The sequence below is a fragment of the Clostridium sp. TF06-15AC genome (genome assembly GCF_003481165.1).
GTDB classification, from domain to species: domain Bacteria; phylum Bacillota; class Clostridia; order Lachnospirales; family Lachnospiraceae; genus Otoolea; species Otoolea fessa.
In genome coordinates this window covers 206,055-218,465 of record NZ_QUKS01000002.1, presented here as the reverse complement: position 1 = coordinate 218,465, position 12,411 = coordinate 206,055, and the positions used below count along the sequence as shown (strand labels likewise).

The following is a 12,411-nucleotide window of genomic DNA, read 5'->3' as shown; positions in this document are numbered from 1 at the left end:
CCGCGCATCCAGCCATCCTTCTTTATATTATAGTAAATATATGCAGCTTTTATTTTCTTTATTCCGGCTCTGCCAGCTCAGATAACCGTCAAATCCTGCCCGATTTGTTACTGTTCACGCATACGTGCCCAGTAACGATTTTCCTACCGCACTGCCACCAGCTTGCAGATCGGCTTGCCCTGCGCCGAGAACTTTGCCTCGTACTCGGTCATGACGTTGCCCTCTGCCATCTCGCTGTGGTGCAGGTCACGGGTATATTCTGTGATGCGCCAGCCCGCCTCCGGGATGGCTTCCAGGGAATAGGAAAATAAATCCTGGTTGTCCGTCTTGAACTCGACTCTTCCATCCTTCTGGAGAATCCGATCGTACACTGCCATAAATGGCGGCGAGGTCAGTCTCCGTCTCGCATGGCGGTCTTTCGGCCACGGATCCGAAAAATTCAAATAAATCCGCTCTACTTCCCCCGGTCCAAAAATCTCTGCCAGTTCTCTGGCATCCTCACATAAGAAATAGATATTGGACAGTTCCATCTGTTCTCTCTTGCGGATCGCCTTTAAAAGAACCGTCGAATATTTCTCAATACCCACAAAATTCACATCCGGGTTGCGGGACGCCTGCTCCAAAATAAACTGACCTTTACCCATACCCACCTCGATACGGATCGGATGGTCATTTCCAAAAATCTGCTGCCAGGTTCCCTTCTTCTCTTTCGCCCCATGAACCACATGCGGGTTTTCTTCTATCATCTGCTCTGCGCCCGGTATATGGCGTAATCTCATCTTCGTTCCTCCTGCTGTCTACAATCTGCGCCGTCCCGGATGGACTTTCTTCCGTACCGTATCATTCCGTTGAGACGCCCCGGCTTACCCGCCGGATCTATCCTTATCTTACCATTGAAGTCCCCATTTCGCAAGCAAAGGTGCTCTATTTTCACACCATTTTACGATCCCCGTGTTACTGTTCACGCATACGTGCCCAGTAACGGAATTTGCCGTGGCTTCGCATTTAAATACGGCAAATTCCTGCTGCCACCACGTTTTCTTGTGGCACTTTCGGTTCCAAAAATGCCTGCCCATAAACAGCCTCCACTCTCCTCCATGCCGTCCCTTCTAATCCGTCCGACTTTGTGTCCTTTTCTTACAAATTTCATAACTTTTCCAATTTTCATCATTTTATAGATGAATAATTCAACCGATTATATTATAATAATTTTAGAGCAAAACCAAACATACGGTCACGAAATGGCTGCCGTCTTTTCACCCGTTTGCCGGACATTCAAAAGTCAGTATACGTCCGGGAACAGCCGCCGGCGCGCCGGTTTCGGACCTGCATCATATACACAGGAGGATATGCCTATGGGAACAACAGCTAACACAGGTCAGAGCACCTGGGAACAGATCCACGGCGGGGTTCGCGAGACCGAACGCCTGATCGGACAGAAGAATTATAACCTGGCGATGGTGAAAGCCCGCCAGACCCTTGAATACATGGTCAAATGCCTCTGCGAGCGGTATGGCATTCTGGAAACCGGTCTTCTGGAGATGATCGACGCCCTCTACAGCGCCGGAAAAATCAGCAAGACCACCTGCGAACATTACCACAAGATCCGCACGATCGGCAACAAGGCGATCCATGAGGGAGACAACAGCGCCTACAACGCCAATCAGGCGCATCACCTTCTGTCGCAGGAGGTCTACACCTTCGCAAATGACTACAATGACACAAAAAAATCCACCCGGGCTTCCCGAAGTGCAGCTCCAACCCCCGCTTCTTCCCGCCTTCGCGGGAACAGCCGACATTCCTCTGCCAGCTCTGGAAACGGAAAACCTGCCGGCACACGTTCCGGCAGCTCCGAGGGACGCCGTCCGCGCGCCTATGCAGGCGGTCCGTCTTTTGAATTTCGAAGCATTATTAAACCAGTGCTTCTGATTATTATTATCATCCTGCTGCTTTTGATCATCAAGATGATACGCCCTGCGACGGATGCCAAACCGGATTCTACTGCAGCCGTCAGCACCGAATCGCTGGCTCCAGAAACCGAGGCAGAGACCGTTGCCGCAGAATCGACCGTTTACCGGACCACCGACACAGTCAATGTCCGTCCGGAACCATCCACCGACACCGACAGGATTGGTGTTCTAGCACCAGATACCGATGTGGAATATCTCCGTGATTACGACGAAAAATGGGCGGTAATCAGCTACAACGGACAGGAAGCCTACGTTTCCAGAGACTTTATCCGGCAGGTTTCGCAGTAATCAGCCAAAAAAGGAACCATACATGCAGTGATTCTTCTCCCTGACATACATGGTTCCTTTTCATTTTCTTTGTACAATGGTTCATCACTTTCGCAATTATACTTTCCGCAATGAATCCCTGAATTTACTCAACTCAAATTTTACTTCAAATCCCGAATTTTCTCCGCCAGCGGCACAATCTCCTCCAGCGAATTTAACTCATAGTCCGCCAGACTCCGGTCAAAGGAAAAACGGTTATCGATGAGCGCCGCCACTGTCATTCCCGCGCAGTGCCCCGCCGTGATGCCGACCGTCGAATCCTCAATCACAAGGCACTCCTCCGGCTGCAGGCCCATCTGCTCCGCCGTATAGAGGTAAACCGCCGGATCCGGCTTGCTGCGCTTGAACGTACTCGCACTGATCATCCGCTCCAGACGGGACGCCACGCCATTTTCCTTTAAAATGCGCTCCACCTGCTCAATATTCGTCGCGGATGCGACCGCCAGCCGGAAGCCCTCTGCTTTCAGGCGATCCATCACATCCAGAATCTCCGGGCGGAAGATCGAGAGATAATCAATCGAATTAAAAATGTCCGTCCAGCGCCCCAGATACTCGTCATGCAGCTCCTGCCAGGTCTGACCATTGTGGATCGCCTTCTCCACAACCATCCAGCAATCCTGCTTCGTCGTCCCCACCGTCCCGTGCAGACTCTCCAGAGTCACCTCCGGATTTTTCGTTTTTGCATATTCATACAGATAATTCAGATAAATTCCTTCACTGTCAATGATGACCCCATCCATATCAAAGATGACTGCCTTTATCATATTCGTATCCTCTCTCTTTCTGATCCAGATTATAACATCTCCCCCCAGTATACAGGAATCCTCCGCCAGCTGGCAAGCCCCTATTCCACCCTCCCGCCATTCTTTCGAAAAATTTATTACTGTTCACGCATCGTGCCCAGTAACGGAATTTGCCGTGGCTTCGCATTTAAATACGGCAAATTCCTGCTGCCACCATGTTTTCTTACGGCACTTTCGGTTCCAAAAGTGCCTACCCGTAAACAGTAACAAAAATTTCACATATTTTTCCATTTCGCGCCTTTTCATGCTTCCCCGAAACTGTTATACTGGATAACGAAACGGAAACTTTAACATACAGAGCCGTTTCAAGGAAAATAGAACAAACGACCTCTTTACAAATTTATCACATAAAATGAAAGGCTGCAGCTGTACCACAACCTGACAGCCGCGAAAGGTTTTATATGACACAGAAAAAAACATATTTAAGCTGGCTTCTGGGGCTTATCTGTGCTTTCAGTCTGATGATCGTGTTTCTGATCACCTCGGTGGAAGCCGTCGCCTACTGGACGCCGCATTATTATGAAAATGAATATACCCGCTACCAGGTTGCCGATGATGTCCATATGGAGATGAACGACCTGCTTTACGTGACGGACGAGATGATGGCGTATCTGCGCGGCAGCCGCGACGATCTGAACATTGACACCGTCGTAGACGGGACGCCGCGCGAATTTTTCAACGCCAGGGAGAAGGCGCACATGGCGGATGTCCGCAACCTCTTTCTCGGAGGACTGGCGCTGCGCCGCCTCTGCCTGTTTCTGGCAGCGGCATCGGTTGCACTGCTGGCACTTTTCAAGGTTCCGTTAAAACACCTGCTGCCACGGATGCTCTGCGCCGGGACGGTTTTATTTTTGGGCGTGACCGCCCTGCTTGCCGGGATCATTTCCACTGATTTTACGAAATATTTTATTATTTTCCACAAAATCTTCTTTACCAATGATCTCTGGCAGCTCGATCCGCGGACCGATCTTCTGATCAACATCGTGCCGGAACCATTTTTCATGGACACCGCCGCCCGGATCGGCATCACCTTCTGCCTGATGACCGGCGCCCTGTTTCTTCTCTGCCTTGCATGTATCCTGCGGGAACACCGCAGGGGCAAATCAGGGGCAGAAAATTCCGGAAATTCCGGAAGCGGCAGCTCTCCAGGTAGTTCCAGCCACCCGGCTGCTCCGGATTTGAAGACGAAAATAGCTGGCAGCACAGGCAGCAAGTTGTCCTTGTTTTTAATTGGTACACTTTTGCTGTCCCTGCTCGCCGCCCCGATGCAGGCGCTTGCCTCCACTGAATGGCCGTCGGACATTTCGATTGACTCCGATGCCGGGATCGTCATGGACGCCAACACCGGAGTCGTTTTATATGGAAAAAACATCCATGAAACCTACTCTCCCGCCAGTATCACGAAGGTTCTGACCTCCCTCATCGTTCTGGAGCACTGTTCCCTCGATGAGACAGTTACCTTTTCCGAGAGCGCGGTCTACAACGTGGAATCCAACAGCAGCAGCGCCGGATACGATACAGGCGATACTGCCAGCGTCAAGGACTGCCTCTACGCCCTGCTTTTAAAATCAGCCAATGAGGCTGCCAACGCACTCGCCGAGCACGTAGCTGGCTCCGCTGATGCATTTGCTGTTTTGATGAATGAAAAAGCCGCCGAGCTTGGGTGCCAGGATTCGCATTTTGCAAATCCGAGCGGTCTGAATAACGAGGAACACTATGTCAGCGCCTACGACATGGCGCTCATCACGCGGGCGGCATTTGAAAATCCTACGTTTGCCAAGATCGTCGAGACAACCTACTATAAACTGCCGCCGAACCAGAAAAATCCCGAGGGACAGGGCATCTCCCCGGGCAATAAGCTGGTCAAAAAGAACTGGCCGCAGTACTACCGTCCGGACGTCCTCGGCGGCAAAACCGGTTATACCTCCATCGCCCTCAACACACTGGTCAATGGTGCCAGACAGGGCGATACGACACTGATTACCGTCATCCTGCACAGCAACAACACGCAGTATGAGGATACCAGCCGGCTGCTCGACTTTGGATTTAACAATTTCCAGTCAGTCAAAATTGCAGATTATGATCAAACTTTTTCAAATATCGGAAAAGATTTGAAAATTGCAGATGTATCTACCGCCGGGGGCGAATCCCTGTCCATCGACCCAGATAGCCGCGTGGTACTTCCAAAAACAGCGGATTTCTCGGAGACAACGACCTCCTTCGACTATGAGATCCCGGCTGGCGCACCGGACGGCACGATCGCCTGTGTCACTTATTCGCTCGGCGATCACAAGGTTGGCCAGGCATATCTGACCCTCACCGACAGCAGCCAGACAGCGGCAGATATTCCCGAAAAGCTTGTATCCCAGGCGGCAACAGCTGCCGCGCAGGACAGCTCCGACACTGCCCTCTCAAACGGCTCCTCGGAGGTCTTGCCGCTCTCCAATCCGCCCGAATCGGCTGCTAATCAGGAAAATAGTTCCACCGGTAAATCCTTTGGACAGCTGTTTCATATTTCCGTCCGCGTTCCACCGGCATTCATCGCTGCACTGACCGCCATTCTTGTCGTGATCGGCGCGGTCACCGCCGGCATCCGTTTTCTCCAGATGCAGCGCCGCCAGGAGGAGGACGCCCTCGCAGAACGCCGCAGACGGCGCGCAGAACGTCTGCGCGACAGCGGAATGTCCGAAGCAGATTTCGACCTGATGATGCAGGACCGCCGAACGGCGCTGGCGAAAAAAAGGAAGAAACGTTCGCATAAAATCCCATAACTGACACAAAAAGAGTTACCAGATGTGGAAATTCTCTTCTTTTACCTTACTCTAAACAGGCAGGAGAAACATTTCCATATCCAGTAACTCTTTTCTATGAATTTTTTCTTTTCTCTAATTCCTATTTCATACGCTCCATCCGCCCGGCTGCCTTTACCCTACTCGGCTGCTTCTGCCGCCTTTCCAGACTTCTTCGCCTTGTTGCGTTCCGCGCGCTTCTTCTTCGTTTCCTCCTTCTTCTGCTCCACGTAGGCCGCTCCCTCTTCACCAACCAGCTTCGTCGTCTTAACAGCAAAAAACGATCCGTCCTCCGACTTCTTCATCCGGATCTTTCCCTTCATATAACCGTGCTCCGGGCAGACCGCCAGACAGAAGTAAAATTTCTGGTTTGAGGAAAACCAGCGGATCTTTTTCCGCAAGGTCCGGCGGCATTTGTAACAAACCATCTCCGCCACACGCCGTTCCTCCAAAATCTCTTCCTTCGTCTCATGCTCACGCGACACAAATTTCGCATATTCTGGAAATTCCAGGTAGATCTCTTCCTCCTCCGTCAGCGGCGGCTGGTAATAATCCACTGAAACATACTCCATCATGCTGTAAAAGTCCATCTCACTCATGACACGCCCCGTGTAGTACGCATCATCCAGCGCCCGGTGGAACGGGCGGTCTTCCGTGAGGTGCAATTCCTCTACCACGGTATCTAACGACTCCTTTTGCTTGGTGCCGTGGATCAGGGCATAGATTTTCTGCAAATCATAGTAGAGAAGCGGCGACGGAAACTGCAGATCCATCCCGTGATACACCATATTCCGCTGCAATTCGGTCAGATCCATCGAGCCCCACGTACAGAACCGATAATCATCCCCGCACCATTCTAAAAATTCGGTCATCGCACGTACAAAATCCTCGCCTTCTGTGTCAAGCTGCTCGATCGACATATGCGTCACTTCTGATATCTTATAATGCATCTGCCGGTACACCCGCGGGCGGATCAGACGGCGAAATTCCGAAATAATTTGAAGATTTTTATTTAATTTTACCGCGCCTATCTCAATAATCTCAAATGGAAGCCGGTTCATCGAGCCTTCCTTGCCCGCCGGACTCTGGTTCCATTCCAGATCCAATACTATAAACTGTCCCATAATTCTCGTCTCTTTGTAACGGTTCCGTTTTCTCCGCGTTACCTCTTACTTTTCTTTCTTCACGTTGTCACTGTCCATAACTTTACCACAAATCTGTGTATAAGTCCATATTAGGTTACCGGGCACACATGTGGGGACAGTAATATTTTTGTTACTATACACGGGTAGGCACTTTGGGAACCGAAAGTGCCGTAAGAAAACGTGGTGGTAGCAGGAATTTGCCGTATTTAAATGCGAAGCCACGGCAAATTCCGTTACTGGACACGTATGCGTGTACAGTAACATATTTTTTACATAGAACCACTGGCAGAGTGCTTCCATCTTTGCTATACTTCATGATAGAAAGAAGAAGCATTTCTTTTATCAGAATGCTTTCTTCTAAGCTTTATTATGCACCTTGGGAGGGGCTGCTTATGGATTTAATACAACAATTTATCGATACATACAAGATGAAATGGACATTCTACGACGCAGCCGGGCGGCTCGCGGCAGAGAAACTCCAGCTCGCCCTGCAAAATGCCGGTATCCGGGCGATCGTGACCTCTCGCGCCAAGAATCCCGCCAGACTCCGCACAAAAGTGCAGCGGCGCAATTCCAGACGTGAAGAACCATACCAGACACTCGAGGAAATATACGACGACATTGCCGATCTGTCCGGTGTGCGCGTCTCCCTGTATTTCCCCGGTGACCGTGGCAAGGTAGATGCGATCATCTCGGAGCTTTTCAACATTCTGGAATTTAAACAGTTCCCGGAACAGTCGAAACCCCCGACTTACCACAAACGGTTTTCCGGCTATTGGGCGAACCATTACCGCGCGCGGATGCGCGATGAAATTTTGAATGAATCACAGAAAAAATACGGATCGGCGCGCATCGAGATCCAGGTGGCGTCCCTGATCATGCACGCCTGGTCCGAGGTTGAACACGATCTGATTTACAAGCCAATGCAGGGAACTTTATCCGAGGAAGAGCTGTCGATCTTAGATGAGTTAAATGGTCTGGTCCTTGCCGGTGAGATCGCGCTGGAACGCCTACAGGCAGCCGGAAATGAGCGGCTTCGCAGCCGCAATGCCGCGTTTGGAAGCCAGTACGAGCTGGCGTCCTATCTCTATAATTTCCTGAGCAGCCATCTCAAAACCGAGGACATCGAACTTCGAATGGGAAATATTGCCCTGCTCTACCGGCTTTTGCAGCGTTTACAGCTCACCGGTCTCAAAGATATTACCCCGATTCTGCGGTCTGTCAAATTTGAAAAGGATCGGCGCACCATTTCCCAGCAGATCATCGATCAGATTATCTCCGGCAATGAAAAGCGCTACCAGTGCTACCAGGAGCTGCGGACGGAACCGGAGACCGCCTCACCGGAAACCCTGCAGGCAGTCAACCAGTTCCTCGAGGAGTGGGTACCATTAGAGCGCCTGCTCAACAAGACTGCGCGGCGCACCTCGACGCGTTCCCGCGGTGCCTTCAATATCAATACACTCAAGCGGATGGATCTCTTTGACAAAGAAATGATCAACCAGATTGTCCAGCTCCGCAAGCTGCGGAATGTCCTGATCCACGACATCGAGCTGCCGGACCAGGCACAGATTCTCCGCTGTACGGAGGAAGCGAAAGCACTTCTGGCACAGCTGACCGGACAGCATGACGCAATGGCAGACGGAGAAAACTTTGAGAAAAACAGCCACGCAGAAAACGCATAGGACACAAACGCGCCAATCACCAAAAATGCAAAACACCAGATAACAAAAAAACACAACGATAAAAGCCATCCAGTTTTTAGCCGGATGGCTTTTTATTTTACATATTTGATTCTTTTCAGAACCGCTTCCAACATCGAAACACGATGTTTTACATTCTAATTTTGCATTCCAAATTCAGAAGCTTCTTAAATTAGAAATCAACCTCTGTATCATAGAAGCAGCAGGTCAGAAGTTTCGCCATCTGCTCCGGATTGATCGAACGCGGGTTGGAACCGGTACATGCATCGCCAACTGCCAGCTCTGCTACGGTTGCCAGTTTATCATTGAATTCTTTCTCGTCAATGATTCCGCCCTCATAGAGCTTAATGCTCGGAGCGATATTTAACTGCTTGTTCATCTCTTTGATCTCGGCGATCAGAGCGTCAACCAGAGCCTCGTCGCTGTCTCCCTGTAAACCGATGAACTTCGCGATATCTGCATAACGGGAAGCTGCCTCTGGTTCCTTGGAGTTAAATTTAATAACCTTCGGAAGATACATCGCATTCGCTGCACCGTGAACGATATGTCCGCCGGAGTAAGCTGCACCTGTCTTGTGTGCCATGGAATGGACGATACCAAGCAGTGCATTGGAGAATGCCATACCTGCCAGGCATTGTGCGTTGTGCATACGTGCTCTCGCTTCTTTGTCGCCATTGTAAGATTTAACCAGATAGGTATGAATCATCTTGATTGCGTGAAGTGCCAGCGGGTCGGTGTAATCACAATGAAGTGTGGATACATACGCCTCGATCGCATGGGTCATCGCATCCATACCGGTGTTTGCGGTCAGCTTCTGCGGCATGGTCTCAGCCAGCTCCGGATCCACGATCGCTACATCTGGTGTGATATTGAAATCTGCTAACGGATATTTGATACCCTTATGATAATCGGTAATAACGCTGAATGCCGTAACCTCAGTAGCTGTACCAGAAGTAGACGGAATCGCGCAGAATTTTGCTTTTGTACGCAGTGTCGGGAAATTGAACGGAGTGATCAGATCCTCAAACTTGGTATCTGGATACTCGTAGAATGCCCACATCGCTTTCGCTGCATCAATTGGAGAACCACCGCCGATCGCTACGATCCAGTCCGGACCAAATTCCTGCATAAGCTTTGCGCCCTTCATAACGGTCTCAACGCTCGGATCTGGCTCTACTCCCTCAAACAGAGCCACTTCCATGCCAGCTTCTTTCAGATAATCTTCTACTTTCTGAAGGAAACCGAAGCGTTTCATGGAACCACCGCCAACGACAACGACTGCCTTTTTGCCTTTCAGATTTTTCAGTTCCGCTAAAGATCCTTCTCCATGATAGAGATCCCTCGGTAATGTAAATCTAGCCATATTGATACTACCTCCTGTTAATTTTTTAACCACCCTGTACTTAGATTATAGCACGCGTTCTGGTGGATTTCAACCGTTTTGGCTATTCATTTTTGATATATTTGTGTATTTTTCGAAAATTTTACATTTTATTACTTTAATTTCCACAACCCCACCCTATTCGCTTGTCAATCATCCAACAAACTGCTTCTTTTCTCCATTTTGAACCGTTCCTTTTCTGTCTGCATAATCCCCCTGTGCCTTTGCCTCTATCATAAAGAATTCCTGCTTCCACCATGTTTTCTTACGGCACTTTCGGTTCCAAAAGTGCCTACCCGTAAACAGTAACGGAATTTCTCCACTCCTATTTCCATGCAAAATCTTATCTTGACATCCCTGTTTTTCCGTACTATAACAAGGGCAAGCATAAGCCGCCTGTGCGCTTATGCCCGTTTCATAGCACCTTACAGATTATATCTGTACAAGACTGACACGGAGGACATTATAATATGAAACAGAACTCACGAATCCAACTGGAAAACGCCTTGATAGGCGCACTTGGCCTTCTTTCCCTTGTACTTTTTATTCTCAGCTTCCTGCCGGGGCTGGGACTGGCAAACCGCGTCGGTATCCTTCTGGAAATGGGGCACATGGTACAGCGTGCCTTTTCTGTCGTGCTCTTCATCCTTGCCTTCCAGCTTTGGAAACGCAAGCGCGCCGCCTGGAACATTGCTGTTATCCTGCTGTTTTTAAGCTTTTTACGCGGGCTGACGGCACTTTCTTCGCCCTTGTATCTTCCGTTCCACCTGGCAGAAGCCGTACTATTTCTGCTTCTCCTGTGTTTTCGAAAGGACTTCTGCTGCCCGTCTGACCGGCGCAGCCTTGGACATTCTCTCCTGTTTCTGCTGCTGGCACTGGCAGGTATCATCGTCAATGCCGGTATCAGCTACCATTTTTCGGTAAAACCTCTGGGAGAAACCTCACTTGACTCGCTGATGGATAGTCTCATTCAGGGAACTGCCATGATTTTCGGCATGGGAAATCCAATCAATGTTTCACGTGAAACACATGTAGTCGAGCTGGTTACATTCTGGTTCAGCTGGGGCTGCATCCTCGCCTCCATTCTGTATGCGGTCCGCCCATGGCTGCTGCGTCCAGTCAGCCATGCTTCGGATTTGATGCATGCCCGCACCCTCGTCAACCTGTACAGCCAGAATCCCAGCGCCTACCTGACGCTGGAGGATGACAAGCTCCTATATTTCGGTCAGAAGGTGGACGGCGTCATCCCCTACGGAGTCGTTGGCAGCACCATCGTTATCAACGGCGATCCCATCTGCGCGGACAGCGATTTTCCGGTTCTCCTGGCAGAATTTAAAGAATTTTGCCAGCGCAGCGCTCACAACCTGTTTTTTATCAGCGTCACTGACCATTTTCTGGAAGAATATAAGAAGCAGGGCTTTGGATGGGTCAAAAACGGGGAGGAAGCCCGTTTCCACCTTGCGGACTATGAAATCTCTGGCAAAAAAGGCGCCAAGATGCGGATGAACATCAACCACGCCCGGAAAGCCGGGGTCGTCGTCCATGAATACTGCCCGCTGAAGCAGCGGGATGCACAGATTGAGACAGATCTGAACCGCATCACGAACGAATGGCTGCAACAGAAAAAGAGTTCGATGCTGACTTTCGTTATGGGAACTGTCGGGCTGGAAAATCCGATGGACAAGCGATATTTCTACGCCACCGACGCCGACGGAAAAATCGTGGCATTCATCGTGTTTGTCCCATTTCTCGGCAAAAGAGGCTACATGGCGGACGTCACCCGCCACGGAACCGGCGCACCGAGCGGCGTGATGGAGACGATTCTTTACGACGCATTTCAGGTTTTCAAAGACGAGGGCATTGAGTATGGCAGCCTCGGTGTTGCCCCGCTCGCTGGCTTGGAAAATGACAGCTCTAATCCGGTCGAAAAGCTGCTCTGCTTCGCTTACAACCACCTGAACGACTGTTATGGATTCCGCGACCTCTACCGTGCCAAGGAAAAATACAGCCCGACCGAATGGGTTCCTTCTTATTATATTTACCTGCCGAAGATTCCAACACCAGACATGTTTTATGCCCTTGTGACGATTCAGAATCCGCATCAGATCCGCGAGGCAGCGGAGGATCTGGTAAAAGGATGGGCGCAGCGGCTGAGAAACAAGAGGACTTCCCCGACACATCAGAGTAAACCATCTCGCCAGGTAAGTTGGGCTGCTTCTTCCAGCACGAAGCAGCCCGACACAAGAAAGCAGACAGATGCAGATAAAAAGGCAGACTAAACTCAGCTTTTATCATG

8 protein-coding genes are annotated in these 12,411 nt (G+C 50.2%); 4 read left to right on the top strand and 4 right to left on the bottom strand.

The window, feature by feature from the left end; genetic code table 11:
- Positions 1–143: 143 nt before the first annotated feature.
- Entirely contained in the window at positions 144–779 is a 636-nt protein-coding gene (trmB, locus tag DXC57_RS05500; protein ID WP_118651493.1) for a tRNA (guanosine(46)-N7)-methyltransferase TrmB, read from the bottom strand.
- Positions 780–1,355: 576 nt separating this feature from the next.
- Here trmB and DXC57_RS05490 point away from each other — a divergent pair.
- On the top strand, positions 1,356–2,258 hold the full coding sequence (locus DXC57_RS05490) for an SH3 domain-containing protein (protein WP_107000921.1): 903 nt from the start codon (positions 1,356–1,358) through the stop codon (positions 2,256–2,258).
- A 140-nt stretch (positions 2,259–2,398) separates the two neighbouring features.
- On the opposite strand, the gene DXC57_RS05485 is transcribed toward DXC57_RS05490, so the two are convergent.
- Positions 2,399–3,061 (bottom strand): HAD family phosphatase, encoded by a 663-nt coding sequence (locus DXC57_RS05485; RefSeq protein WP_107000922.1) that lies wholly within the window; start codon positions 3,059–3,061, stop codon positions 2,399–2,401.
- Positions 3,062–3,501: 440 nt separating this feature from the next.
- Here DXC57_RS05485 and DXC57_RS15680 point away from each other — a divergent pair, with 440 nt between their 5' ends.
- Positions 3,502–5,871, top strand: coding sequence for a TIGR01906 family membrane protein (locus DXC57_RS15680; RefSeq protein WP_243101294.1), 2,370 nt, complete (start codon positions 3,502–3,504; stop codon positions 5,869–5,871).
- A 158-nt stretch (positions 5,872–6,029) separates the two neighbouring features.
- On the opposite strand, the gene DXC57_RS05470 is transcribed toward DXC57_RS15680, so the two are convergent.
- Positions 6,030–7,013: a 3'-5' exonuclease gene (locus tag DXC57_RS05470; RefSeq protein ID WP_118651489.1), complete on the bottom strand. Its 984-nt coding sequence runs from the start codon at positions 7,011–7,013 to the stop codon at positions 6,030–6,032.
- Between the two features lie 413 nt (positions 7,014–7,426).
- Between DXC57_RS05470 and DXC57_RS05465 the strand changes: the two genes are divergently transcribed.
- A complete protein-coding gene (locus DXC57_RS05465; RefSeq protein ID WP_118651487.1) occupies positions 7,427–8,716 on the top strand; it encodes a RelA/SpoT domain-containing protein in 1,290 nt (429 codons plus the stop codon).
- A 190-nt stretch (positions 8,717–8,906) separates the two neighbouring features.
- Here the strand turns inward: DXC57_RS05465 and DXC57_RS05460 are convergent, their stop codons facing one another.
- Positions 8,907–10,097: an iron-containing alcohol dehydrogenase gene (locus DXC57_RS05460; RefSeq protein ID WP_022359140.1), complete on the bottom strand. Its 1,191-nt coding sequence runs from the start codon at positions 10,095–10,097 to the stop codon at positions 8,907–8,909.
- Between the two features lie 488 nt (positions 10,098–10,585).
- On the opposite strand from DXC57_RS05460, the gene DXC57_RS05455 reads away from it, so the two are divergent.
- Entirely contained in the window at positions 10,586–12,394 is a 1,809-nt protein-coding gene (locus DXC57_RS05455; RefSeq protein ID WP_118651485.1) for a phosphatidylglycerol lysyltransferase domain-containing protein, read from the top strand.
- The last annotated feature ends 17 nt before the right edge of the window (positions 12,395–12,411 follow it).

What these genes read in the sequence shown, in the direction of transcription:
- trmB (WP_118651493.1), bottom strand. Translation starts at nt 779, where the DNA reads ATGAGATTACGCCATATACCGGGCGCAGAGCAGATGATAGAAGAAAAC.
- DXC57_RS05490 (WP_107000921.1), top strand. Translation starts at nt 1,356, where the DNA reads ATGGGAACAACAGCTAACACAGGTCAGAGCACCTGGGAACAGATCCAC.
- DXC57_RS05485 (WP_107000922.1), bottom strand. Translation starts at nt 3,061, where the DNA reads ATGATAAAGGCAGTCATCTTTGATATGGATGGGGTCATCATTGACAGT.
- DXC57_RS15680 (WP_243101294.1), top strand. Translation starts at nt 3,502, where the DNA reads ATGACACAGAAAAAAACATATTTAAGCTGGCTTCTGGGGCTTATCTGT.
- DXC57_RS05470 (WP_118651489.1), bottom strand. Translation starts at nt 7,013, where the DNA reads ATGGGACAGTTTATAGTATTGGATCTGGAATGGAACCAGAGTCCGGCG.
- DXC57_RS05465 (WP_118651487.1), top strand. Translation starts at nt 7,427, where the DNA reads ATGGATTTAATACAACAATTTATCGATACATACAAGATGAAATGGACA.
- DXC57_RS05460 (WP_022359140.1), bottom strand. Translation starts at nt 10,097, where the DNA reads ATGGCTAGATTTACATTACCGAGGGATCTCTATCATGGAGAAGGATCT.
- DXC57_RS05455 (WP_118651485.1), top strand. Translation starts at nt 10,586, where the DNA reads ATGAAACAGAACTCACGAATCCAACTGGAAAACGCCTTGATAGGCGCA.